21 protein-coding genes, 1 pseudogene and 1 riboswitch are annotated in these 24,915 nt (G+C 35.3%); of the genes and pseudogenes, 5 read left to right on the top strand and 17 right to left on the bottom strand.

The genetic code is table 11. The features are described from left to right. Positions 1 to 169: 169 nt before the first annotated feature. From AC1Q6O_RS05070 to AC1Q6O_RS05050, 5 genes are all read right to left on the bottom strand, one after another. Positions 170 to 757 carry a pyridoxamine 5'-phosphate oxidase family protein gene (locus tag AC1Q6O_RS05070; RefSeq protein WP_008174398.1) on the bottom strand — a complete coding sequence of 196 codons (588 nt, stop codon included), beginning with the start codon at positions 755 to 757 and terminating at the stop codon, positions 170 to 172. A gap of 130 nt (positions 758 to 887) precedes the next feature. Continuing rightward, positions 888 to 1,661 carry a DUF817 domain-containing protein gene (locus tag AC1Q6O_RS05065; RefSeq protein ID WP_089985490.1) on the bottom strand — a complete coding sequence of 258 codons (774 nt, stop codon included), beginning with the start codon at positions 1,659 to 1,661 and terminating at the stop codon, positions 888 to 890. A gap of 240 nt (positions 1,662 to 1,901) precedes the next feature. Further along, positions 1,902 to 3,329: an amino acid permease gene (locus AC1Q6O_RS05060; protein ID WP_008174402.1), complete on the bottom strand. Its 1,428-nt coding sequence runs from the start codon at positions 3,327 to 3,329 to the stop codon at positions 1,902 to 1,904. Between the two features lie 278 nt (positions 3,330 to 3,607). Further along, on the bottom strand, positions 3,608 to 4,513 hold the full coding sequence (rocF, locus tag AC1Q6O_RS05055) for an arginase (RefSeq protein WP_089985488.1): 906 nt from the start codon (positions 4,511 to 4,513) through the stop codon (positions 3,608 to 3,610). 429 nt (positions 4,514 to 4,942) lie between these two features. Further along, positions 4,943 to 5,533, bottom strand: a complete 591-nt coding sequence (locus tag AC1Q6O_RS05050) for a TetR/AcrR family transcriptional regulator (RefSeq protein WP_043989754.1) — start codon at positions 5,531 to 5,533, stop codon at positions 4,943 to 4,945. Between the two features lie 126 nt (positions 5,534 to 5,659). Between AC1Q6O_RS05050 and AC1Q6O_RS05045 the strand changes: the two genes are divergently transcribed. Both AC1Q6O_RS05045 and AC1Q6O_RS05040 read left to right on the top strand, forming a co-directional pair. After that, entirely contained in the window at positions 5,660 to 6,652 is a 993-nt protein-coding gene (locus tag AC1Q6O_RS05045) for an NADPH:quinone oxidoreductase family protein (RefSeq protein ID WP_008174407.1), read from the top strand. A gap of 280 nt (positions 6,653 to 6,932) precedes the next feature. Then, the gene (locus tag AC1Q6O_RS05040; RefSeq protein ID WP_107921753.1) at positions 6,933 to 8,060 is read left to right on the top strand and encodes an acyltransferase; all 1,128 of its coding nucleotides are present in this window, start codon (positions 6,933 to 6,935) and stop codon (positions 8,058 to 8,060) included. Positions 8,061 to 8,229: 169 nt separating this feature from the next. Here the strand turns inward: AC1Q6O_RS05040 and AC1Q6O_RS05035 are convergent. Next, positions 8,230 to 9,692 (bottom strand): annotated as a pseudogene (locus tag AC1Q6O_RS05035) (IS1182 family transposase). Positions 9,693 to 10,029: 337 nt separating this feature from the next. Beyond that, positions 10,030 to 12,507: an S-layer homology domain-containing protein gene (locus tag AC1Q6O_RS05030; RefSeq protein WP_239354338.1), complete on the bottom strand. Its 2,478-nt coding sequence runs from the start codon at positions 12,505 to 12,507 to the stop codon at positions 10,030 to 10,032. A gap of 532 nt (positions 12,508 to 13,039) precedes the next feature. Between AC1Q6O_RS05030 and AC1Q6O_RS05025 the strand changes: the two genes are divergently transcribed. Next, entirely contained in the window at positions 13,040 to 13,936 is an 897-nt protein-coding gene (locus tag AC1Q6O_RS05025) for a LysR family transcriptional regulator (protein WP_089985563.1), read from the top strand. Between the two features lie 58 nt (positions 13,937 to 13,994). On the opposite strand, the gene AC1Q6O_RS05020 is transcribed toward AC1Q6O_RS05025, so the two are convergent. From AC1Q6O_RS05020 to AC1Q6O_RS05005, 4 genes are all read right to left on the bottom strand, one after another. Next, on the bottom strand, positions 13,995 to 14,984 hold the full coding sequence (locus tag AC1Q6O_RS05020; protein WP_342550855.1) for an aldo/keto reductase family protein: 990 nt from the start codon (positions 14,982 to 14,984) through the stop codon (positions 13,995 to 13,997). A gap of 215 nt (positions 14,985 to 15,199) precedes the next feature. Beyond that, positions 15,200 to 15,778: a type 1 glutamine amidotransferase family protein gene (locus tag AC1Q6O_RS05015; protein WP_089985483.1), complete on the bottom strand. Its 579-nt coding sequence runs from the start codon at positions 15,776 to 15,778 to the stop codon at positions 15,200 to 15,202. Between the two features lie 158 nt (positions 15,779 to 15,936). Then, entirely contained in the window at positions 15,937 to 16,434 is a 498-nt protein-coding gene (locus AC1Q6O_RS05010; RefSeq protein WP_492400964.1) for a DinB family protein, read from the bottom strand. A gap of 76 nt (positions 16,435 to 16,510) precedes the next feature. Then, positions 16,511 to 17,425, bottom strand: a complete 915-nt coding sequence (locus AC1Q6O_RS05005; RefSeq protein WP_089985479.1) for a helix-turn-helix transcriptional regulator — start codon at positions 17,423 to 17,425, stop codon at positions 16,511 to 16,513. A gap of 397 nt (positions 17,426 to 17,822) precedes the next feature. On the opposite strand from AC1Q6O_RS05005, the gene AC1Q6O_RS05000 reads away from it, so the two are divergent. Beyond that, positions 17,823 to 18,338: a YwhD family protein gene (locus AC1Q6O_RS05000; RefSeq protein WP_089985477.1), complete on the top strand. Its 516-nt coding sequence runs from the start codon at positions 17,823 to 17,825 to the stop codon at positions 18,336 to 18,338. Next, on the top strand, positions 18,338 to 18,574 hold the full coding sequence (locus AC1Q6O_RS04995) for a ferredoxin family protein (RefSeq protein WP_089985475.1): 237 nt from the start codon (positions 18,338 to 18,340) through the stop codon (positions 18,572 to 18,574). Before AC1Q6O_RS05000 ends, AC1Q6O_RS04995 begins: the two co-directional genes overlap by 1 nt. A 159-nt stretch (positions 18,575 to 18,733) precedes the next feature. On the opposite strand, the gene AC1Q6O_RS04990 is transcribed toward AC1Q6O_RS04995, so the two are convergent. The 6 genes from AC1Q6O_RS04990 to AC1Q6O_RS04965 form a co-directional block, all read right to left on the bottom strand. After that, entirely contained in the window at positions 18,734 to 20,017 is a 1,284-nt protein-coding gene (locus AC1Q6O_RS04990) for a glycoside hydrolase family 5 protein (protein WP_492400962.1), read from the bottom strand. Between the two features lie 149 nt (positions 20,018 to 20,166). Further along, on the bottom strand, positions 20,167 to 20,604 hold the full coding sequence (gene dut, locus AC1Q6O_RS04985) for a dUTP diphosphatase (RefSeq protein ID WP_089985473.1): 438 nt from the start codon (positions 20,602 to 20,604) through the stop codon (positions 20,167 to 20,169). A gap of 11 nt (positions 20,605 to 20,615) precedes the next feature. Continuing rightward, positions 20,616 to 21,584, bottom strand: a complete 969-nt coding sequence (gene nrdF / locus AC1Q6O_RS04980; protein WP_008174439.1) for a class 1b ribonucleoside-diphosphate reductase subunit beta — start codon at positions 21,582 to 21,584, stop codon at positions 20,616 to 20,618. Continuing rightward, positions 21,572 to 23,665, bottom strand: a complete 2,094-nt coding sequence (nrdE, locus tag AC1Q6O_RS04975; protein WP_008174442.1) for a class 1b ribonucleoside-diphosphate reductase subunit alpha — start codon at positions 23,663 to 23,665, stop codon at positions 21,572 to 21,574. The genes nrdF and nrdE overlap by 13 nt, the downstream gene beginning before the upstream one ends. Continuing rightward, positions 23,662 to 24,021: a class Ib ribonucleoside-diphosphate reductase assembly flavoprotein NrdI gene (gene nrdI / locus AC1Q6O_RS04970; protein WP_025114201.1), complete on the bottom strand. Its 360-nt coding sequence runs from the start codon at positions 24,019 to 24,021 to the stop codon at positions 23,662 to 23,664. Before nrdI ends, nrdE begins: the two co-directional genes overlap by 4 nt. Beyond that, the gene (locus tag AC1Q6O_RS04965) at positions 24,018 to 24,242 is read right to left on the bottom strand and encodes a glutaredoxin family protein (protein ID WP_025114200.1); all 225 of its coding nucleotides are present in this window, start codon (positions 24,240 to 24,242) and stop codon (positions 24,018 to 24,020) included. The genes nrdI and AC1Q6O_RS04965 overlap by 4 nt, the downstream gene beginning before the upstream one ends. 117 nt (positions 24,243 to 24,359) lie before the next feature. After that, a riboswitch (cobalamin riboswitch) is annotated at positions 24,360 to 24,539 on the bottom strand. Positions 24,540 to 24,915: the final 376 nt, after the last annotated feature.

Here is a 24,915-nt window from a genome sequence, read left to right as displayed (position 1 = left end):
TCCCACGTTTTTTCACACGCATTATAGCACTTCCTTATTGCTATATCTATAAATAAGAATAGTTTATTTTCGAAACCAACTAAAAAAAGATTCGGAAATAACATATTTCCAAATCTTTATAACCAAATAAAGGAAAGCCATTCTGTAAAGCTAATTGTTTTATAGCGCATTAATTTGAAGAATGGATGGCAGTAGGAGCAGATTTTTGGGACATATCTTGTTTTACTATTCTCCCTGGATAAAATTTCATTTGTTCATTTAATTTATTTTCTTTTGCTGTTATCGTAATAGGTTTCACTTTCAAGACAAGTGTTTTACTCCCTAAAGAAGATTGATACTTTTCGATATGTTTTTTCGATAATTGATTATGGTAATAGTTTGGTACATATTTATCAAGCATTGCCTGCATCGCAGCAGTTGCTTCATTTAAATCTGTTACTATTTCCACTTGACCATGCGCAACCACACTCATATATGCTGTATCCGTTTCAGCAGGAATGGGGTCTACCATTGTTCCAAAAGTTTCGCATACTGTGATACATGCATGTGGATTGGTCTCGATAATATTTATTTTTCTCCCCTCATTCGCTCCATGAAAATAAAAATATTCATCTTTAAAGACATAATTAAATGGAATAACATATGGCATTTGTTCATCCACTAAACCAAGAAAAGCAGTTTGTGCGACCTCTAAAAATTGTTTTATTTGGTTGTCATCTGTACAGGCTCTTAGATGCACTCGAATGTCCGTTTTCATTTTTTAACCCCCTATTTCTCTTCTACAGAGGAGTCTACAGCAGGAAGGGCGCCTACGAAAGGGACAGTTTGATGAAAACCTGTGGGTACAACTTCAAACTATTTAATGTAAAGAGACTCTAATTCCTCATTCACTCACCCGAATCTCGATAAAATAACTTTAGCTGTGCCACAATCATAATGCTAATAACGACAAGTAAAAACCAAGAACTGATTTTCCCAAAATGAACAATCGTCCAGGCTACTTCTTGATTAGGGTATGACCATGCACCAAAAAATGTAGCAATATTTTCAGCAATCCAAATGAAAAACCCTATTAAAAAGAAAGATACGACAATCGGCATTTGATAGATGTTTTTGCGTACGGTAAATTTGACAACTGTACGGTAAAACACAATGAAAAGTAACACCATTAACAGCCATCTTAAATCGTAAATAAAATGGTGTGTGAAAAAATTCAAGTAAATCATGGCACCTAGTGGAATAGCAATATAACTCTTTGGCCAATTGACAATCTTTAAATCAAACCTGCGCCACGCCTGGCAAATATAGCTGGCTACACTTGCATACATAAAGCCACTATATAATGGCACACCTCCAATTTTTGACCAAGCCTCTTCTGGATAAGACCAAGAATTAACATTCACTTTATATAGTTCAAGAACAAGCCCAATAATATGAAACAGACAAATCACTTTTATTTCATCTTTCGTTTCTAGACCAAATTTATACATCAAGTATTGTGTCACAAGACAGATTATTAAAATGAAATCGTATCTTGCAACGCCTGGTATATGAATTACTTTTGAGAGCGCGAGAGTAATAAATATTACGACAGGAAAAATACAAGATAATGATTGATGGTACGTAAAGTAGCCTAAGTCTTTCAAAAAATTCTTCATCATACATTCACCTCAGTAATGATACAAAGTATGAGGAACTTAGCGTGCAAAACTAAATTCTTCTTGTATGAAGAATATACGATAAATTATCTAATTTCAATATTTTTTTATCGAATAACGATAAAATATTTCACTTTTTATTGGAACAATTTTTTATGAGATACGTCCTTCATTTTTCTAAATTTGTGGGATTGAGGAGGAAAAATAGAAAAGAGTAGCCGTCTTAGCAGCTACTCCCCATACTTAAAGATACATTTTTTGATCTAATTTTAACTGTACTTCTTGTTGGCTTATTTTTATCGCCTTAGTCTTCTTCACTTTTAAGTAATAAACGATGTAACAGCCGATAAAGAATGCTCCACCACAATAAAGTGCTAATCGTTGCGATGGATCAAATGCCAAGCTAGCCATAACAATACAGTTTGCGACTAAACCGATAATTGGAATGATTGGATAAAGTGGAGCTTTGAATTTTAAATCCTCCACTTTTCCCCCTTGTCGCACATAAGATCGTCTAAAGGCGATTTGTGATGCTGTAATTGCAATCCAGCCTATTTGAGCGCCTAAACCTGCTAGCGATAAAAGCCAAACAAAAACTGTTTTTGCAGCGAAAACACTAGACAGAAGTGATAATCCGGCTACAGCAAGTGTTATTAATAATGCGTTCATAGGAATCCCTCTCTTATTAACCTTCCCTAAAAGTGGGCTAGCCATTTTTTCAACGGAAAGAGAGAATAACATACGTGTTGCTGCATATAGACCAGAGTTAGCAACCGATAATAACGCTGTTAAAATAACGAAGTTCATGATGTCAGCCGCATAAGGTATACCTATACTATCCAATACAACTACAAATGGGCTTTCAACAACTCCCGCTTTATCCATAGGAATCATACCTGCAAGCACAACCACGGATAGAACAAAGAAGAAAAGTGTACGCCATACGGTTTGTTTAATAGATTTAGGAATCGTTTTTTCCGGATTTTCACTTTCCCCTGCAGCAATACCAATTAACTCTGTTCCTTGGAATGAAAAATTCACAGTGATCATCGTTATAAGCAATGCTGTTACACCATTTGGAAATAGTCCACCCTCATAAAAATGAGTAAGGAATGGGGCCTCCGTTCCATCCTTCATATCGATCAAGCCAAACATAGCTGCTCCCCCAACTCCTAGGAACATAATGATGGCCAAAATTTTAATGCTAGAAAAGACAAACTCTGCTTCACCAAATGCCTTTGCTGATAAACCATTTAACAAAAAGAGCAGTGCCCCGAATATTAAACACCACATCCATACTGGTGATTCAGGAAACCATCTTTGCATAAGTTGTCCAGCGCCTAAAAATTCAAGGGCAACCGTTACTGCCCAACCTAGCCAATAAAGCCAGCCAACAGCAAAACCAGTAGCAGGACCTATAAATTTCGTCGTGTATGTTTGAAATGAACCAGATACTGGCATAGCCACTGATAATTCACCTAAACAAAGCATCGTTAGATACATCACTAATCCGCCTACTAAATAAGAAAGAATGGCGCCAGTTGGTCCGGCTTGATTAATGGTAAAGCCTGATCCAAGGAAAAACCCCGTTCCTATACAACCCCCAAGTGAGATCATAAACAAGTGTCTAGCTTTCATACTTCTTTTTAATTCATATTGTTCTGATGCCATAAAAAAACCCCTTATGCTATTACCTTGTAAGCACTTACTTTTGTAAGTACAAAAAGATAACTAGTAGAAATATCAATAGATTTGATTTATAAAATTTAATCTATTTTGTGAACAGTCAATTTTCTGACAAATAAAAGTTCCCGTTTAGTCTAGAGCATTAATTCGTTCTATTGTAAACTATAATGAGGGAGAGCAATTTTCTAATATTCGGTTGTGCCGACCTAATTTTATTAAAAAAGTTCTTCCTTATAGGCTCATTCATCTTCCCAATCGTTTGCTTAAAGTAATGTATCGCCAAAGAGTGAGCTGATTAAAGCTACGGCAGCGATAGCTGTTTTATTATATTGATCTAAAACTGGGTTTGTCTCTACAAACTCTGCAGAAGTAATAATATTTGCTTCTGATAGCATTTCCATAGCAAGATGACTTTCTCGGTAGCTAATACCACCTGCCACTGGAGTTCCTACACCTGGAGCATCATTAGGATCAAGGCCATCTAAATCTAAAGATAAATGGACACCGTCAGTGCGTTCCTTTAAATATTCAATCGTTTCGGACATTACTGTCGTCATGCCCAAACGATCGATTTCATGCATCGTATACACCTTAATGCCAATTTCCTTAATTAGTTGTTTCTCACCTGGATCTAAATCACGTGCCCCAATAATAACAACATTTTCAGGCTTCACTTTTGGCGCATAGCCACCAATATTCGTAAGTGCCGGATGACCAAGTCCTAAGCTTACTGCCAAAGACATTCCATGAATATTACCTGAAGGTGATGTTTCACCTGTATTTAAATCACCATGGGCATCATACCAAATAACGCCTAGATTCTCATAATGTTTGGAAACACCTGCTAATGTACCAATGGCAATACTATGATCTCCACCTAAAACTAAAGGAAAGCGTTTTGAGGAAATAACTTGATCTACTTTTTGACCAAGCTTGTCATTAGCATCAGCTACAGTTTTTAAATTTTTTAAGTTAGTTGTTGCCTCTATTTCTACATCTTTATGAACGAGTTCGATAGTCAGATCCCCTTCGTCCTGAATGGAATATCCAAGACCCTCAAGTCGATCTGTTAGACCAGCATATCGAATGGCACTCGGCCCCATGTCGACTCCTCTTCTCGTTTGACCCAAATCCATTGGCACCCCAATAATTGTCACTTCTTTGCGCATAATAATTTTCTCCTCTCCAATAATTACTTTCACAGTATAAAGAAAATGAAAAATTGACTCAACTCGACATTATTTTTAATTTTTATACAGTTTGGATTATTAAAAACATAGATTTCATCATGCATAAATGAATGCATAAACAGCAAAGTAATGAATACACAAACAATATTTTACAATTTTACATCATTTATTGTCAGAAATTTCAAAAATAGAACAGTGAAACTATTCTTTTTTTATAGTTTTTTTTGAAAATTTTCAAGGTAATTTAAGGTTTCAACACTATTTAATGTCATAATATTGAAAATACATCCTATTTTGTTTATGTTAGGCACTCTTTTTTTCTACTAAAAATTTTATTTAAAATAGCTTTAGTCAATTATTTGGACAGAAAAAAAGCCCTACGACGTAGCTAGTAGGGCCTTAAAACTGCTAAGTTTTTAATAATTTTAAAATACTATTCAAACACGTTTCTTTATAATATTGATGTTGTTCTTCTAAATCATCGGTTAACCATTGTATCAAAGAACCATCAATCATCGCCCTTACCATTTTTGCACTTGCTAAGGAATCCATATCTTCACAAAACACACCTTCATGCTGTCCTAACTCAATAATTTCTTGTCCAATTCCCCAACAATTCTCATAAAATTTTAAGTTTATTTTTTTATAGGCTTCATTTCCATTCGCTTGGGCTAAAAAATCTAAATACACTCTGTAAAATTTTTTATTGTCCTGAGGGGATACAAAAACAGCATTTATATAGGCATGAAGTTTTTCTATTGCCTTCTCGTATTTGGCAATTTCTTTTATTTCAAAACTATAGATTTTGTTTGTTGTGGATTCCAGTAATTCTAATAATATGTTTTGCTTGCTCGTAAAGTAATAGTGAACGACACCTTTCGAAACATCTGCATGATCGGCAATATCTTGTAATGTAACATTATCATAGCCTAAATTTGAAACAGCCTCAAAGGCTGCTTTCATTATTTGTTTCTTTCGTTCTTCCTCTTTCTTTTTCATAAAAGCCTCCAATGACTTGATACAAGTCATTATACATGAACAGAGTGCCATTTCCAATTTTATATTGACCGGTCAGAATAATTTTGATACTGTTTAATGGAATTATATTGTAGGAGGATGTTTAGGATGACATTAGAAAACTTTAAAGCGTTGGTAGTCAATCAAGATGAGAATTTTTCGGTGAAAGTTAATAATCTTACTGTAAATGATCTACCAAATGGTGAAGTATTAATTAAAGTAAGCTACTCTGGCATTAATTATAAAGACAGTTTAGCAACTATACCAGACGGTAAAATCGTTACTTCCTATCCTTTCGTACCCGGTATTGATTTAGCTGGGATTGTTGTATCCTCTGAAGATCCCCGTTTCCATGAAGGTGACGAGGTAATTGCAACAAGCTATGAAATTGGCGTAGCCCACTTTGGAGGATTTAGTGAGTACGCTCGTATTCCTTCTAAATGGATTGTTCCACTCCCAAGCGGTCTATCTCTCAAAGAGGCGATGATTATAGGAACAGCCGGATTTACAGCTGCTTTGTCTATTCAAAGACTCGAAGAAAATGGCATTAATCCTGAGAAAGGAAAAGTCCTTGTTACGGGTGCAACTGGGGGTGTAGGCAGTTTTGCTGTCTCGATTCTTTCAACACTAGGTTATCAAGTAGAAGCAAGTACAGGAAAAGATTCAGAACATGAATACTTGAATAACCTTGGAGCCACTTCAATTGTAGATCGTGGAGACGTATTTGATGGGAAAATTAGAGCGTTAGGCAAACAAAAATGGGCTGCAGCTGTCGATTCTGTTGGAGGAGAGCCACTTGCCTCTTTATTGAGCCAAATTCAGTATGGAGGTGCAGTTGCTAGCAGTGGGTTAACAGCAGGAACAAACCTTCCTACAAGTGTCTTCCCCTTCATTTTAAGAGGCGTGAATTTACTTGGAATTGATTCTGTTTATTGTCCAATGGATGTACGATTGAAAATATGGAATCGTTTAGCGACAGATTTTAAACCGACAAACCTTGAAAGCTTCATTCATCAAGAGGTAACATTGCAGCAACTTCCAGATGTTTTACCTATGTTACTGAAAGGTCAAGCAAGAGGTAGATTCCTTGTGAAATTATAAATAAATTAAACGAAGCCTTCTTACAAATGAATGTAGGAAGGCTTTTATCATGCTACTTTCATTCCTACAAGCTACTATGCCTCAGCATGGTAGCTTTTTTTGTTTGACATCTACCTGACATAAAAGCTCTTTATAGTAAGCCATGAACGTATCACTAGTTGCTTCTAGTCAAGCGTTATAAAAAATTGTCTAAATTCATGTTCTCAAACATACCATTAATGTATATGAGCATTAAATTCAGGGAACTCAAAAACTATCAACTATTTTTGGAGATGATCATATGAAACGAGCACATATTGATGAATTAAATATTACTAGAGCCTTAGCTATACTAGCTGTACTTCTTATCCATTCTACTAGTACACCTGTTACAGCTTTATCCAGCGAATCAAGACTCTACTCCATTTACGTATTTTTGAATATTTTTCCCAAATTCGCTGTCCCTGTTTTTATTTTTTTAAGTGGGTTTGTTTTATTTTACAACTATATACAAAAGGATTTCACAAAAACACTGATTGTTCGTTTTTATAAAAAAAGAGTTACCCAAATACTTATTCCCTATCTCTTTTTTTCCGTCTTTTATTATGCGGCCATGCAATTTTATGTGACACATGATTTTTCATTAACATGGCACGCCCTTTTTAGTGTTGAATTTCTTGAGAAACTACTAATTGGAAAAACATATACTCATTTATACTATATATTTATTATGGTGCAGTTCTATCTATTGTTCCCATTATTCTTATATATTTTAAAGAAAAAACCCGCCCTATCCCCTCACCTGATATGGATAGGACTAGCTCTTCAATGGATTTTTATCCAATTTAATGCTGAGTTTTGGCAGTATCCATTCAGAGGGAGTATTTCATTCTCTTATATACTTTATTTCCTGGCTGGTGCATTTTTAGGAATTTATTTTGAAAAGTATAAACGATGGTTCCAGCTAACAAAAGAAAACTTCCCTGTTTCTATATATTTCATTTGGGCTATTTGGTTATTTTCTACTATTTATAATATTTATCTATATTATTTTGTTTACTCATCCCAAACCTATTTAGCCAACAGTATCGTATTTGAACTAGTTTTTCAGCTCCAATCTTTATCGGCCTGTATTGTAGTGTTACAACTTTCCTTCTGGATTTATGAAAGAGGGAATAAAACCTTTGTAAATGCCCTTATTAACCTTGGGACACTATCATTTGGCATTTATTTATTACATCCTTTTTTCCTCTTACTTTATCGTCAAATACCTGTAAGTGGCAATAGTCTCTTATTTCATGTTTGGAGTGTGGGAGGCTTTATAGTTGCTCTATTTGCTACATGGATTGTAGTATTTCTGGTGGGAAAATATATTAAATATCATTGGATTGCATTCGGACCGATTCCGAAAGAGTTTCCTTATAAATAATGTTGCCTATTATAATAGTAGAAACTATGTGGACTAACAAAAAAGCCCTGTGGAAATCCTAGGGCACTGAAAAACTTTCGTCTTCATACAAGCGAACCTTTTTCAGTTGAAAATAAGACACTTTTTGTTCAATTTTGAACAGGAAGTGCCTTATTTCTGTCTCTATTCCTTATTCATTTTCGTTTAGTAGCTTTAATATCCGTTTCAAATTGACAGCGAATATCGTTGTAGCACCTTGAATTTCCATGCCAAATAGACCCGCAGTCGATGCTTTATCGTACCCGTGTCCGTTTTTTAATTCACTATTCTTCGCTTCTATTTTGTAGCGATTTACGGCTAATTGCTTAAATGCTTCCGTATTTTGAAATGCCTCTTGTTCGACATGTGTATCCGACTTAATTGTGACAGAATATGTTTTACTTTTTGCGCCTTCTTTATAACAGCCCTCTCTCATTAGATATACTCTGCATCTTTCAACGTTAAAATAATATGTCTGACTTTGACTCTTACTCTTACTCGTTCCTTTTTTACCCGTACGGGCTTTTCTTGTCGCGAGATGACCGGCCTTACAAACATTCCAGCTTCTTTATTAAACTCAAACTTGTCTTCTTCTTTTCGTGGTCCTTGTGTAAGAATAGGATTCAGCTTTGCAACGAGCGCGATTTTCTCTTCTTTTGTATATTCGATATTTGCCTTTTCGGAGTAAGCTGCGTCTCCAATAACTTTATTAATTTTCATACCTGCTTGTGTGCTTTTTTCAATAAACTCTTGAAGATATTTTCCATCGCTTTTTTCACCTGTTGTAATGACAGCCGCTGTAATAATACGTTCATCACTCAACGCGATATGTGTCTTATACCCGAAGAAAGAAGATTCCGATGTCTTATGCCCTTTTCGCGCATCCGTATCAGAAGAGTAATTTAGATGTTCTTGGAAATCTTCTGCGACTTCTTTTAAAATATTCAGCTTTTCTTTGACAGATGGCATTTGTGCAATTTGTGGTTCCTTTTCAATGACTGAAATAACTGCCTTACAGTAAGTTAATTCATCCTTTACTTCGTTAGAAGTGGTCTTTGCGGGGAATTTCTCTTTCATTGATTCGTCAATTTTGTAGACAGCTTTTCGAGCGTTTTTTGATTTCTCTTGTAAAAATTCTTTAGGCGTTTTTTGGTTGTAACGTGCTTTTGTATGTGTGGCATCCACAATAATCGTTTGACGGTTGATGATATTTTTCTCCAATGCGATCTCAACTGTTTTCCCAATGAGCATGTCTAATAAGCTTACGTCTTGAAGACGAAGCCGACGAAATTTTGTAAGCAAACTTGAATCAATGACTGGATCTTCTGGCGCCATATCCAAGAAATATTTGAATGACATATCGAACTTTGAACGCTCTACAAGGTCGACGTCTGATACATCGTAAATCGCTTTTAATAATAAGTACTTAAACATACGAATTGGAGGAATGGCATTACGTCCATTGTCTAAACAATATTTTGGTTTTAACTCTTCTAAAATGAATGAAAAATCAACAAGTTCATTGATTTGGCGAAGTATATTATCTTTTGGCACAACAATATCGTAGATCGCCATATATGGACTTAAATTAAGGGTTTCTTGATTTGATATCATCGGGGGCACCACCTGCACATTAATTCTTTTATTATAAAAGAAAGCGTGACTAAAATAATAGTGTGATACATTGCGTTGTTTGGAGAAGTATCGCTCGACTCCTGCGGGAAAGCGAGACAGACGAGACCCCGCACGAAGAGAAGCGTAGGAGGAGGCTCGGCGCTCGCCCGCGGAAAGCGAGCGGAATGCTTCGGAAAACAACAGTAGAGTTACAGTGCCAAATGAAAAAAGCGAGGTATTCAACGATTTAATCGCTGAATACCTCGCAATATGAGAAGATATTGACTTTTTCAGTGCCCTCGGAAATCCACAGGGCTTTCTTACATGATCAGCTTAATTATTTTGAAACTGAACCGTCTTTTACTTTGTTGTTATTTGCATCAACAAGGTTTGTAGCTTTAAATTCAACTACAATGCTATCAGTTAAAGCGTAGTCAGCTTTAGTTGTTACAGTTAATTTACCATTAGCTACAGAAGCTGAAGCAATTTCTACAGTTGAGCCAGCAATTTTAACTGTTAAACCTGTTGGTGTAGCTTGATCAGCAATGCTTTCAGTGAAGTCAACTGTAAATGTTTTGCTATCTACTACTGTTACTTTAGAAGCTACAGGCACAATATTTTCTTTAAGAGCAACTAGAGTTGTCGCTTTGCCATTTTTAAGAGTGTTACCTTTAGTATCTACTACATTTTTAGCTTCAAGTACATAATTACCATTTGCAGTGATAGAACCCTCTGGTAAAGTGAAGCGTACCTTTTTAGTACCATCAACAAATTGAAGTTGAGTGCCAGCAGGTAGCTCTTTTCCTCCAAGTGTGTAGCTAGAAGCGTTTGTTGCTGTTGCAGTCACATCAGCAGCATATTCAACAGTGAATACATTGTTATCTGTTACTACAACTGGTGTAGCCCCAAATACTAATGAATCTGTAGTAGTTTCAGGTGTAGCTTCATACGTGCCAGTTGTCACATTGAATGTGATTGTATCTGCAGTTACGTTGCCAGCTAAATCAGCAACTGCTTTAGCAGATAATTCAAATGTGTATGTTGAATTGCTATCTAAGTCAATGTTCACTTTCACAGTGTTTTTCTCGGCACCCTCAATTTTACCGTTACCATCTACATCGTAACCAGCATCTGCTTTTACAGCTGTTTCTTTTCCAGTAGTGTAAGCAATACCATTTTGAGTTTTAACTGTTAATTTACCATCTACTTTTACTGGCTCGCTAAAAGTAAGGTATAGAGCATCTACATCAGTAGTAGCATTAACATCGTCAGCTACTAACATTTTAGTCGAAGTAGATACAAGTGTAGCAGGCGTTAAATCTTTAGATAAAATAGCCTTGAATTCAAATGCATCTCCAGCATTACCAGCTAAATCTTTTTGTCCTTCGACTTTCACGTCCGCATTAATGAATGTAGCTGTACCTAATGCAGCTTTTGCATCAATAGTAAATACAGTTTTATCCTCTGTATCTTTCATATCAGCATCTTTTAAGTAGTAAACAGTAGAACCGACTGTTACTTTTGCATATTCGGCAGCAGTAGCACCAGCATCTGCATCAAGATTTTGTTTCATTAATTCTTCTGAGAAATCAAACGTGATTTCTGTTCCATTCACTGCAGTAGAAACAGTTGGTTTAGAATTATCAACGTCTGCTTTTAGAACCGTGAAGTTCACTGCAATTGGATTTGCGATATTATTAGCGAAGTCAGTTGCCCCTACGATGTCTACTTTATAAGTTTGATCAGCAGTTAAACCTTTGATCGTTAATGTTTTTCCAGATAATGTATAACGATCTTTAGCAAGTTCAGTACCGTTTAAGCTTACTGTTCCTTCGTTTTGTACAAGCTCATCGAAAGTGATTACAGCTGTTGTGCCTTTTGCTTCAACAGAATTTACGCTAACAGGAGTTGTATCAGCAAATGTGATTAATTTATTAAATTCTTCAGTTAGAATTTTTGCATCTGCTTTTGTTTTGATTGGGTTTACAGTCACTTTGCCATTTGTTAATTTAATTTCTTTATCAGTTGTTAAAGTAACAGTCATTCCATCTTCAGATACTTTAGCGTTCGTAATCGTTATACCATCAATTGCATATTTCGCTGTTACAGCAGCATCTTTTGCATCAACAGCTGTGTTGAACTTCACTTCAAATTCTTTTGCATTAAGTCCTTTTACTGATTCTACTGCTGGTGTTACTTCTTTAACTGCATCAATTGTACGTTTAACCATAGTAGCGAATTCTTCGCGGCTAATTTTATCTTGTGGCGCTAATAATGATCCTTTACCATTGATTACACCATTTTCAACAGCTGTTTCTAAGTAAGATACAGCCCATTTAGAAGCTTTAGAAGCATCTGAGAATTGGCTAAGGTCTGCTTTACCAGTTAATTCATAACCTTGAACGATAACTTTAGCAGCTTGTTCTCTTGTTAATTGTGCTTTTGGTTCAAATTTACCATTACCCATACCGTCAAATAATTCTGGTGAAGTAGCAAGCACTGCATTATAGAACCAGTCATTTTCATTTACATCTGTAAAATCTTCTGTTCCAGTAGCTTTTAAGTCTAATGCTTTTGATAAAATTTCAGCAGCTTCAGCACGAGTAAGTGTACCTGCTGGGTTGAAGTTTCCTTTTTCATCACCTTGGATGAAACCTTTGTCAGTTAAAAACTGCACCGCTTCTTTTGCCCATGATGAAATGCTATCTGCATCATTAAATTCAGCAGCTGATGCTACCGGTACGATTGCTGATGCTACAAGTGCTGCTGTAGCAGTAGTTACGAAAAATTTACGACCTTTGTTATGTTTCGTCATTTTATATTCCTCCAGAATTCAAATAAAATTATATTATTCTGTGAGAACAATATTACCGCTCTATTAACTTTTAAAGATATGTATAATACGTTCTCTCAAATAATAATTACTAATCGTTATGGATAAAGCAGCCTTCAAAATTTTTCATGATGAAAAATACCAATCAATCTTAAATTTGCTTTACAAGACAATAATATAACTACATTACCAATAAATAAACGCTAAAAATAAGGTAATTTTAATATCAAATTGGTTAGATAGGTAATTATTACATAACTTTTTCCCAATAATTAGATAAACGAAGACAAAATGCACATAAAAACATTTATTTATAGCTGGAAACTTTAATTTCCATTTTTCAGATTCCATTTATTGTTTTGGTATAATAGTATGTTTAATGAATTATAGAACGGTATAAATGTAAAGCATTAACAGGTTAAATTCTATGCTAATAAAATATAAATTGTTAAAATTAGCTATAATTATTGTTCGCCTATCATTACTATATCGATTTTAGAAGGGGTGATTGAAAATAGATATTAGAAAGATGCGCTATTTCATGATGGTGGCAGAAGAATTGAATTTTAGTCGTGCGGCAGAACGTCTTCGGATGGCACAGCCTCCCCTTAGCCAAGAAATTCGTAAATTAGAAGAAGAGCTGGGCGTTCAACTTTTTCATCGGACAAAGAGAATGGTTGAGCTAACAGATGCAGGGAAGATATTTTTACAAGGATCTAGGCAAACTCTCATTCAATTAGAAAAAACCATACATGAAACACAACTTGCTGCTGAAGGGAAAAATGGGAGCTTAATCATAGGTTTTGTTGATTCAACAGAAATCGTTATAAAAATCCTTAATAAATTTAGAGCACGCTTTCCACAAGTTCATCTTACCTTACGTGAAATGACAACAGAACAACAATTAGCAGCACTTTATGAAAAACAAATTCATATTGGATTTATACGTTCTGAGCAGAACAACGAAACACTTGCTTCAGAAATTTGTTTTGAGGAATCTTTAAGATTAGTTTTACATCAAGATCACCCTTTAGTCTCTTTGCCCGAAATTCCATTACAATTACTAGCGGATGAACCGTTTATAATGTTTCCGCGGCATTTTGGTCCCCATTTTTATGATTTAATCATTAGCTACTTTTGGGATCACGGGGTAAGTTTAAACGTCGTGCAAGAGGCTATACAAATGCAAACGATTGTTAATCTAGTGGCAACTGGAATGGGTGTTTCTGTTGTTCCTTCATCGATGGAAAGTTATAACCGTCCTGGAGTAATCTATAAAAAAATCAAAGAGACTACACCAAAAATAAACCTATATGTTGGCTGGAGACAAGATGAAAAATCTTCAGTCGTTCCTCATTTCTTAACAATTGTTAGAGAGCACTATTCCATGTCCCAAATGAATGACCAATAATAAAAGCCCATCCTATAATGGGATGGGTCATCAAGTATGAAAAGTCTTGTACAAAAAATTATCCCGTTTTACTTGGGTCGTACTCAATGATACCTTCTAGAACTCCATCAATCTGATTCATGATTGCAGGTTCTAGTTTGACGCTAGCAGCTAATGCATTCTCTCTTACCTGTTCTGGGCTTGACGCACCAATAATCGCTGAGGAAACATGCTCGTTTTGTAGTACCCAAGCTACTGCAAGTTGAGCAAGAGTAAGATCCATCTCTTGTGCAATAGGTTTAAGCTTTTGTATAGCCGTGAGTACATTGTCGTCCATCCAACGTCGTGCAAGTTTGTTGAAAAAAGGTTTGCCCGCATCAGAGTTAGCCCGGGACTGCACTGGCACTGGTTTTTGTGGTAAATATTTTCCTGTAAGAATACCTTGTGCTAGAGGCGACCAAACGACCTGTCCTAGCCCTTCACGTTGGCAAGTCGGTATCACATCAGTTTCGATAACTCTCCATAGCATGGAATACTGTGGTTGGCTAGCGATGAGAGGAATATGCAATTCTCGTGCAAGAGATGCAGCCCTAGTAATTTGTTCTGCCGTCCACTCACTTACACCGATATAAAGTACTTTACCTTGTCTTACAAGATCTGAGAATGCTAGCATCGTTTCTTCGAGAGGAGTAGTTGGATCGTACCTGTGTGCAAAATAGACATCAATATAGTCGGTTTGTAACCGACGTAAAGAAGCATGACAATTTTCTAGAATATGTTTTCGAGATAAACCTTTATCGTTTGGCCCATTACCAGTCGGATGGCACACCTTCGTACATAGTTCAATGCTCTCTCTCCTCACATCTTGTAATGAGCGACCAAGTATTTCCTCTGCTTTCGTGTCTGAATAAACATCAGCGGTATCAAATGTTGTAATACCAACATCTAATGCTGCTCTTACACATGCATGTGCCATCTCCTCATTCACTTTTCCGCCATGATTTATCCAGTTTCCATAGGCAATCTTACTGATGGATAATCCACTATTGCCAAGTTTATTAAATTCCATGCTAGACCCTCCTTTTATATGGTATCTTCATTATAAAAGCCACGTATTATTACGGATAATATATTATTAGCTATAGATTAATATAAAAAATATATAACACTAAAGGGAAAAATAACCTCCTACTATCCTTAGATGTAGAAGGTTATTCCTAAATTATTATTTTAAAGGTATGGTAGAAATGGACTTATCAAATTTTAATAGCAACCTGATGACCATTAAACAATAAATCCTTTTTTAAATAAATCATACCATTCCTTTAGTTCTTTTTTTTCTAAAACAGCCAATTTACATAAAATATCTCTCGAAAATTCTAATGCACCGGTGCCATTTGCTGTTATAAGACTGCCATCACTAACGGATTGCTGGTCTATATATTTTTCATCCCCCTTATAATTAGGTGCCGCTTCTTTCAAATAGGCTAATGAATTACCTGTATGGTTATATTGCTCAAGAAATCCGTGATTCCCTAAAAAAGTAGTGGCATCACAGATTGCTGCAACTGGGATGTCCTCTGTAAAGCAAAACTCGACAAGCTTCTTGGCCTGTTGATTTTTCTCTTCCTTCCATCCAGTTCCACCAGGTATGATTAACATAGTGATTTCTAAATCAAAAGGAAAATCTAGTAGGCTATAGTCAGGAAGAACCGTCAATCCTCCCATCGATTTCTTTGGATTTTTATCAATTGCAATTGTCTGAACTTGAAATCCTGTCCCAGGTTTATTTAACTCTGCCGTTACATAACTTGCCTCCCAATCGGCAAAGCCATCAATAATAAAAACTAAAATATTTTTCAATTGTGTTCCTCCTTATTTTTTAATGATGAATGTAGTAAATCCAGCAAGGTTCTGCTGATTCAACCATATGATGAGTTGATTACTACCATTACCTCTAGCAAGATCATATAAAATCAGTAGTTGTGGCATTATATTTAAATGTTTAGTGTATGGAACAACTATAAATACCAATACAAAGAAAAGTCATTCATGATAGATTCGTACCCCTGTTGTCTTAACATAGTTGTTATGTTTCCACGGTGATATGTACCATGATTAGCAACATGGAATAAAATTACTGAGTATGCTGTATTTCTAGAACCTGTCCAAGGGTTATTCACGTTTATTTTCTGCTCTAAATCTTGCTGGCTACTCATCCATTTTTCATACTGTGTAGCAAGTTTTTCATTTGCCTTAATAAATTCATCTAAAGAATAAAAATTAGTCTTTTCTACCAATGTCCTTGCAGCTTGAAATGCTTCTTGCATATCAATTCCTTTAAGTACTTGTAACCACATTACATCAACGACATATATGTGACTAAATGTTTGAGCAATCGTTGAGTATGAACTTTTAATCTCTTCATATAGAACATGGCTTGGCAATTCCCTCATTCTTTCTAATAGCACCTTATTAGCCCAAACATGGTACTCGTACATATTTTTTGCATGATTCATAAAACATCTACTCCTTTATTATTAGTATTAGAAACTTACTTTTTGATTATAAAAAAAGATATATGACAGCAGCCTGTCATACATCTTTATAAATATTGATTAATTTTTTGGCTTCCTCTACTAAAATTGATTGCAGTTCAACAGGCTTTATAATTTTAGCCTCACTACCGAAGCTTAAAAGAATCGATTTCAGCCATCCAGCATGCAGAGGTTGATAGACGGAAAATGTAAATGTCATACTTCCATCGCTATTCATGACCTTTGAAGAATTTTGGAATTGGTCTAATGCTTCCGCTAAGGAATATGGACTTACCCAGATGACCACCTCCTGTACTCTCTCTTGATGACCTCTTGAATAGGATGAATCGCTTTTATACTCATGCATTTGTAAATACTTTTCTTGTGACAGAGTAATGCCCATCATACGCGATACTTTAAATTCTCTATGACTCGTACGCCCTCTACAATAACCATATAAATACCAGTTACAATACTTATAATGAAGGTGAATGGGTTCTACTTCACGAGACGTAAATTCATTTTTATTATTTACATAATTAAAGTAAATTACTTTTCTTTCGTATATAGCTTGTCTAAGGTTCATTAAAGAACTCGGTTCCGTCCTATAGCTTTCCAAATCAATCATGAACGCACTTTTTTTATCACCTATGTCCAGCATTTTTAGTCTTTCTAGTGTATGTTCAACATCTTTATCTTCAAAGATACTTGATAAACTACTTAATACTGAGATTAAATTCAAAATGTCGTTAGGGTCCATTAAGCTTTTATCGAATTTGTATCCTTCTATAATCCCGAAACCGCCGTTTGTCCCTTGGAAAGAAACGACTGGTATCCCAGCGGCACATATTGCTTCAATGTCTCTATAAATTGTCCTTGATGATACTTGAAATTCATTTGCTAAGCTAGAAGCCGACACTATTTCATGATTGAGAAGCTTGAAGATAATAGATAGTAATCGTTCTAATTTCATTATTCATTTCCTCTCATTAAATCTATTTAGTACCAATTCTACTCTTTCTGTATGACTCAGTGAAATTTATTTATCGAAATAGACATTGTCAATTTTCTTATTTATATAAAGTTCATAAAAATGTAAGCGAACATCAATTTACCATATCATAACAATTCAGACGTAAGTCCGAAGACAACAAAGGATAATAAGTTGTATATTTCAGTTATACTTTTGAATTAAAAAAGTATGAGGAGAAATCCTTGGCAACCATTACGTATAGTATAAAAATTACTACTAAAACGTTCAATTAGATTAATTTATAAAAGCTATACGTAATGAATTTGCTTTTTAATACTATACATTGTTTCTATTTGCGACACCTGTAAATGTTGTAAAAAGTGTGGGGGTGTTTTCTATGAAAGAAAAGATACATTTTACCATCTTAAGTAATGATTCAACAGATGGAGATGGAGGGTATGGAGTAGGTACCCTTGATTTAAATAATGTAACGCCTGTTATTATAGATTGTGAAAAAGAACACGTATTTATAGACTTAGAAGCCTTACATGGGCGAAGTATTATTGAAAAAAAAGTGCGTTTTTCACCAGATTTAGCTCATGCTAGTGACGATTATAATCGATATTGGATCGTTTGGGTAGCGCTTCAGGTAGGGGAAAATGGACCTTATTATGCGGGATGTACCGCAAGTGAAGTACGGGTATCAAAAGAAGAACGCCGCATTAAACTTGGCTATAAATCGTTGCCAGAGCAAGTAAATTATTTAGATAAAGCACTTAAAGGGAAATTTCTCCTAAATCATGTCGATACAAATTCAAAAAAACTACTTTCCCAATTTTTATCTGAATTTAATAAACAGTATTGGACACACTCACCTGAAGAATTAAAACATCAATTATGGGGGGATTTGTAATGGCTTTTGTAATTACAGAATTATGTAGGGATGAAAAAGCAGCCGTTTGTTTAGATGTCTGTCCCGTAAATTGCATTGTGAATACGGATACTCAATATGTCATTAACCCTGATATTTGTATTGATTGTGGCGCTTGTGAATTAGTTTGCCCCGTAGAGGCTATTTTTTTTGAGGATGAATTGCCTGATGAATATAATTCTGCAACTCTACTAGCGCGTAACTATTTTCGAAACTAAATGACAGGCAATGACTATCTTTTATTACCTGCAACAGCAAGATATTGATTGAAAGATGGACTGATTTAAAGCGCCGAATGTCAGGCAAAAAAGTAGTACAAACGATCGTTTGTACTACTACATATAATTTCTATTTGATCTTAGCAGAGAACAATCATGTTACTTGTTCAGATCTTTTTTCAGGACCTCCCAAATAGAATTATCTACTTCTATTGCTTTTCTATCAGGTAGTTCTCCAATTGCCCGCGCATCCCAATAGGCCTCTTTAACAGGTTTATTACCTAATTCAAAATCCATAGCATCCCACGTGTCTTCACGAAATGCATAAAATGCCCAGTGCCAGCCGTAATCATTAAAAATATCAATTAAATCCTTCATATATTGATCCGCTCCATCAACCATTCGGTTAATGCCAAACTCTTCTGCAATAATTCGGTTGTTTGGTATATTGTGCTTTTCTGCCCATTTAGCAACGGGTTCTATAAAATCTTTTAATGAAGTTTTATTAAACATTTTTTCATCTTGATCATTCCCGACTTTGACCTTACCAGGATAAGTGTATGTGAATCCTTTTTTTCGATTTTGGCTCGTCATTTCATACGGTTCATACATATGGAAAGCATACAGCACATTTATGTCTTCTATTGGTTTTAAATAGTTTATTGCCCAAGGTGTAGCAAATAAACCCGAATCTAAAATAATGGGTGTATCCGCATCTACAGATCGTATAGAATCTACAATCGTTCCATAAAGCCTATTTAAATCTGCTGGCGTGTTTTCTATCTTGTTGTACCATTTGTCATAGTCTTCTGTCCAAAAATCATTAAATCCTGTGGCTGTTTCAGGATGTGGTTCATTAATTACGTTATATCCTACCACTGCGGGGTGATCTTTTAAGCGCACGGCAAGATCTTTCCAGAAAAGCGCTGCTTGCTCATGATAGTTAAAATCTTGCCAAATTCGGTCATCATTTTCATAGTTATTAAACTGTCTCCATCGGTTTCCGGGAAGACTAAGAACAGCCAGTACAACTTTTGATCCTCTTGCATATGCTGCATCTAAATCTTCTTTTAACATCTTGAAATCATTTTCAACTATTCCCTCATACTGATCTGCATTGCCGATTAAAAAATCTTTATTAGGAGTAGCATCAGGTTTATCTTCAAATAAAAAATCTCTTTCTTTTGCCCATTTATCAGGCGCTAAACGGATAAATTCAATGTTGAATTCATTAGCCTCTTCATAATTTTCTGGCAGAGAAGTGGAATTCATAAAATTTGTACCTTTTCTTTGCTCATCCCAAAAACCATTTTGCATCTGTGGCGTTGCCAGTTTCTCTTGTTTCTTTTGTTTTTCTTCTTGCTCCACAGAACTACAGCCATTAGCAAAGACGACTATTAAAGCACACCAAAGGGAAACTATCATGTTGAACTTATTTTTCATTCGTTTCCTATATTTATTTCTCTCATATTATCACCTCATGTAAATCGTACTGAACCTACGTTACACGAATGTGACAATTTTAAAAAAATAAAAAGGATTGAGTTCAGTATCAAACTCAATCCTGACATACGCCTATTTAAAACTTACTCTTATTTTGTACCACTCGCTCCAAATCCAGAAGTTCCACGAACCGTTTGAGATAATTCATTGACTTCCAGTAGTTGAATAGTAGGGACAAATTGAATCACCATTTGGGCAATTCGCATAGATTTTTCTACTAAGAACGTATTTTGACCATGATTAATTAAAATAACACCAATTTCCCCTCTATAGCCTTCATCGATTGTTCCTGGGCTATTGAGCACTGTAATACTATGTTTTAAGGCTAGTCCACTTCTTGGTCGAATTTGTGCTTCCGTTCCTTTAGGTAATTCAATTTGAATGCCTGTTTTAATTAATTTAGTCCCACCAGCGGGTATCTCTACAGTTTCAATGGAATAGAGATCCATCCCAGCATCACCGGGATTAGCTTGCATTGGTAGCATTGCATCTGCATGCATTCTTTTAATTTTTACTTCTACGTTCATTGTTCTTCATCCTAACGATTAAAATTAAATGTGTCATCTGTAATTGGCGCTACTTTTGCTTTGGCATAGGTAGCCCCCTTTTGTGAAAAGAAATCATATGTGGAGCCCTCATTACGAATTCCATTCATGACAATCGGATTCACTTCTTCTTCAGGGAACATGGCTTCAAAGCCGACATTCATTAAGGCCTTATTAGCATTATAACGCACATAGGCTTTTACCTCAGGCGATAATCCTGTCTCCGCATAAATATCCTCGGTATATTTCATTTCATTTTGATATAAATCCAGCAATAATTCATAACCCCATAATTGTAAGGATTCTTGTTTTTCTTTAGAAAATTGCTTATATAAATTTTGAGCAAAAAACCCTACCGCTACGCCATGAATGGACTCGTCGCGCAAAATGAGAGAAATAATTTCAGCACTGTTTCTTAAAAAACCTTGTCCACCTAAGTATAATGGGTAGAAAAATCCAGAATAGAAAAGGAAAGATTCAAGCATAACGGATGAAAACATCGCTTTCCATAAGCTCTCAGAGTCCCCTTCTTCTATACTATTATAAATATCCGCAATCTTATTTGCCTTATATTGTAAATATTCATTTTTCTTTACCCATTCAAAGAGCTCGTCTATCTCCTCGTTTGTACAAAGCGTTGTAAATATATAAGAATATGATTTAGCATGTATTGCCTCAAATGCATCAAAAACGGTTAATACAGCCTTTTCCTGTAAATCGTCTGTATAAGCAGCAACACGATTCATCCCTATATTCGTCTGAACGGTATCAAGCAAAGTCAGTCCTGCAAACACTTTTTTATATGTGTCCTGATGCTCAAAACTTTTCCACTGTTTAATATCTTTACTCACAGCAATTTCTTCAGGAAACCAAATTTGCTTCCATTGCTGGTCCCAGAAAATTTGGGCAAGTTCACTTGTTGCCTTATTCCAGTTGACTGCCTCATACACTATATTTGACATGCTACACACTCCTCTAAGCTTTGTAATCGTTGACGAACATAGTAAACGGACTTAATCCCTTTAACCCATGCATAAATGTATACTTTAGCTAGTTGTTCTGTTGTCCAATTGTCAGTGACATAAAGAGTCATTGAAATACCTTGGTCAACGTGTTTTTGAGAAGCTGCGTATAAATCAATTAAATCATAAGGATCAACATCATAGGCCTCAACATATAAATGACTGTTTTCGTTTGTTAAATGTGGCATTGGATAAATCGTGCGACTATCTGCATAATCACGGACCTCTACACGCTCTGTACAAGGAGAGATGGATGCCGTACAGCTACGAATATACGAAATACTGCCGGTTGGTGCTATCGCTAAACGATAGGAATGAAATAGACCATATTCCATAACATCTTCCTTTAATAATTCCCACATTTTATTAGTGATAATTGGAATGTTGCCAAGTGCTTTTAACACAGCAGATGATAGCTCTTCTTCATTCTTATTTACATATTGATCAAAATAGCTACCGGAAGCATAATCGCTATCTTCAAATCGGTAGAACGTTTCTGCTTTTTCTTTAGCCATTTCCATCGATGATTTAAGAGAATAATAGTTCATTGCTTCCATAAAACGGTCCATGAAATCAATAGAATCTTTCGAGCCATACATAATGCCTTCCGTAACAAGATGTCCATGGAGATTCATACAACCTAGCCCTACTGAGTGCATTAATCGATTCGCTTTTGCCACCGATGGGACATTTTTGATGTATGTCATTTGTGACACATTTGTTAATAAGTGCATAGCTGTATCGATTAATGTTTCAAAATCATTTACTTTACTCGCTGCATGAATATCAATTGACCCTAAATTACACGACACATCTAACCCATATTCGTTTGGTTGATCTTGATCTGTAATGACACTAGTTTCTTGAACTTGCAAGATTTCAGTACATAGGTTTGACATTTTTACACGACCGATATTTTTTAGTGGATGTACTTCATTGACATTATCATCAAAAATTTCAAAAGGATAACCTGATTCAAATTGAGCTTTTTTCACCTCAGTATAGAGTCTACGCGCATTCAAACGTTTAATTTTACGGATTTTAGGATTATCAAGTAGTTCATAGTACATTTCTGAAATTGAAATTTCCGACATTCGTTTACCATATACTTTAAAAATATCATATGGACTAAATAACACTATATCTTTATCACGTTTCATCAGATCGAAGAAAATACTTGGAATAATAATTCCTGTTGATAGTGTTGCGAGGCGAATTTTATCATCAGCATTTGGTTTTTTTGATGAAATGAAATTCTCTATATCTGCATGGAAGATATTTAGGTAAACAACTCCTGAGCCATTTCGTTGACCGAGCTGATTAGAATAACTAAATGAATTTTCTAATAGTTTTGCAACTGGGATAACTCCACTTGCACGGTTTAATATTTCTTTAATTGGATCACCTAAAGGTCGTAAATCCGTTAAGTTGACCCCGACCCCTCCGCCTAGGCGTGATAGCTCTAAACAATAACCAATATTTTCAGCAATGCTATTCATAGAATCATCCATTGATAATTTAAAGCAACTGACTAATTCACCACGGGCTTTTTTCCCACTATTTAATGCAGTAGGTGTTGCAGGCTGATAGGCTTCCATCATTGCTTCAACAGAACGCTTTGCTAGTACAGTGTTTCCTTGTGCTAAGTACAGGGCAATAATGACAATACGGTCCTCATATTTTTCTAAGATTTCTTCACCATCACGACTTTTCATAGCATAGCTGTCATAAAATTTGCTTGCACTCATAAATGATGGGAAGCGGAAATTATAATCATATGCTTTTTTGTACAGCATCTTTATAAAATCCATCTCGTACATGTCGATAAAATCTTTCTCGTAGTAACCCTCATCCACTAAATAGCGGATTTTTTCCTCTATATCTATAAAATAACGTAAACGTACGTTGACATATTCTAAAAAGTAGCGGCGAGTAGCCTCACGGTCCTTTTCTAACTCTAGTAGCCCTGTTGTACTATAACGATTCAGTACGTCATTATTAAGCTTTAAATAAGTTTTCATCCCATTACCCTCGTTTCATAAAACATTTGTATTGCTTCATAATCTGTTTGATTGCCACGCAAATCTAACTTCCTCACTAAGGGTACATGATAGGTAGTAGCAATTTTTTCCCCAGCAGCGCCAAAGACATGATGTCCGAAGTTACTATTGCCACTAGCAACTACTCCTTTACAAAAATCTCTATTTTTCTCTAAAAAACGTTGCACTTTTGCTGGAATGTCACCTAAGCCATCTGTATATGTAATTAAAAGATAAGGCTTATTCAAGCTTAATTCCTCAGAGAGTTCAATAGATTCTGCCCTTAATTTAGATACTACATTACGGACATTTCCTGTACGACTAGCGTAAACGATCATAGTGTAATCATCTCAATACGAGAAACAATTTCCTGAACCTCACCTATAAATGTTTCATCTACCTCTAAAACAGGCACACTTAAAAAACCTGCATCTATAATTGTTTGTTTAGCTTGTTCATCGTGATCAATATTAACAATTTCAGCTTCAAGTCCTGCTCGTTGTAATTCGGATTTTACCCAAAGGCATTTTGGACAGATTGTTTTCGTATAAAGTTTCATAGTAATCCCTCTTTTCATAAAATAAAAAAACTACCTCTTCTAGAGAGATAGCTTAAATGGAAACGTTAACATACTAAAAATACTGACGTTCCCATCTCTTAATCCCCGAAGAAATGATAAATTTGTTTTATATAGGCAGGTCTCCTGGCTTTGCTTCAATCTCTGATTTCCTTCCCATGCGAATGCACACAGTGGTTACAATCATCGTCAGCTTCACAGTTGCGGGGACAGCGTCGGAATAGTACCGAACTTCCCTATTAAACTACATATAGTAGTACCTACACAAAACGAACACAATATATTGTTTTTCGATAGTTTTAAGTGTACCATCCTTTATATAAAAAGTAAATCGAGAAATAAAAGTTCATCAATTTGAGACTATTCATATTTTCTGACATAACCTTGTAGAACGAACTAAAACATAATCATATAAAAATATAACCATGTAGCGATAGCATTATTTTATTAAAAAATAGGAACAAAAATAATAGTCGCTTATTTACCTAAAAACGTAGCCACCCTAGTAATTTTATACATAAAAAAGGCATCTTCCTTTACAGTAAAGATGCAATTATGTCTAAAACTATGAGTATGATGTAAATCTCGCATCCTACTCTATACATCCTATCTTCGTAGATTTTTTATTGTACTAGTCTAAAGTAGGACTCCTCTC

The sequence above is a fragment of the Lysinibacillus sp. GW823-FHT06C08 genome (genome assembly GCF_058795135.1).
The sequence above is the reverse complement of the archived record's forward strand: the minus strand, read 5'-3'. Positions and strand labels throughout refer to the sequence as shown.

Bases quoted from the DNA above. Each gene is read 5' to 3' on its own strand.
- AC1Q6O_RS05070 (WP_008174398.1), bottom strand. From the start codon at position 757: ATGAAAACGGACATTCGAGTGCATCTAAGAGCCTGTACAGATGACAAC.
- AC1Q6O_RS05065 (WP_089985490.1), bottom strand. From the start codon at position 1,661: ATGATGAAGAATTTTTTGAAAGACTTAGGCTACTTTACGTACCATCAA.
- AC1Q6O_RS05060 (WP_008174402.1), bottom strand. From the start codon at position 3,329: ATGGCATCAGAACAATATGAATTAAAAAGAAGTATGAAAGCTAGACAC.
- rocF (WP_089985488.1), bottom strand. From the start codon at position 4,513: ATGCGCAAAGAAGTGACAATTATTGGGGTGCCAATGGATTTGGGTCAA.
- AC1Q6O_RS05050 (WP_043989754.1), bottom strand. From the start codon at position 5,533: ATGAAAAAGAAAGAGGAAGAACGAAAGAAACAAATAATGAAAGCAGCC.
- AC1Q6O_RS05045 (WP_008174407.1), top strand. From the start codon at position 5,660: ATGACATTAGAAAACTTTAAAGCGTTGGTAGTCAATCAAGATGAGAAT.
- AC1Q6O_RS05040 (WP_107921753.1), top strand. From the start codon at position 6,933: ATGAAACGAGCACATATTGATGAATTAAATATTACTAGAGCCTTAGCT.
- AC1Q6O_RS05030 (WP_239354338.1), bottom strand. From the start codon at position 12,507: ATGACGAAACATAACAAAGGTCGTAAATTTTTCGTAACTACTGCTACA.
- AC1Q6O_RS05020 (WP_342550855.1), bottom strand. From the start codon at position 14,984: ATGGAATTTAATAAACTTGGCAATAGTGGATTATCCATCAGTAAGATT.
- AC1Q6O_RS05010 (WP_492400964.1), bottom strand. From the start codon at position 16,434: ATGAATCATGCAAAAAATATGTACGAGTACCATGTTTGGGCTAATAAG.
- AC1Q6O_RS05005 (WP_089985479.1), bottom strand. From the start codon at position 17,425: ATGAAATTAGAACGATTACTATCTATTATCTTCAAGCTTCTCAATCAT.
- AC1Q6O_RS05000 (WP_089985477.1), top strand. From the start codon at position 17,823: ATGAAAGAAAAGATACATTTTACCATCTTAAGTAATGATTCAACAGAT.
- AC1Q6O_RS04995 (WP_089985475.1), top strand. From the start codon at position 18,338: ATGGCTTTTGTAATTACAGAATTATGTAGGGATGAAAAAGCAGCCGTT.
- AC1Q6O_RS04990 (WP_492400962.1), bottom strand. From the start codon at position 20,017: ATGAAAAATAAGTTCAACATGATAGTTTCCCTTTGGTGTGCTTTAATA.
- dut (WP_089985473.1), bottom strand. From the start codon at position 20,604: ATGAACGTAGAAGTAAAAATTAAAAGAATGCATGCAGATGCAATGCTA.
- nrdF (WP_008174439.1), bottom strand. From the start codon at position 21,584: ATGTCAAATATAGTGTATGAGGCAGTCAACTGGAATAAGGCAACAAGT.
- nrdE (WP_008174442.1), bottom strand. From the start codon at position 23,665: ATGAAAACTTATTTAAAGCTTAATAATGACGTACTGAATCGTTATAGT.
- nrdI (WP_025114201.1), bottom strand. From the start codon at position 24,021: ATGATCGTTTACGCTAGTCGTACAGGAAATGTCCGTAATGTAGTATCT.
- AC1Q6O_RS04965 (WP_025114200.1), bottom strand. From the start codon at position 24,242: ATGAAACTTTATACGAAAACAATCTGTCCAAAATGCCTTTGGGTAAAA.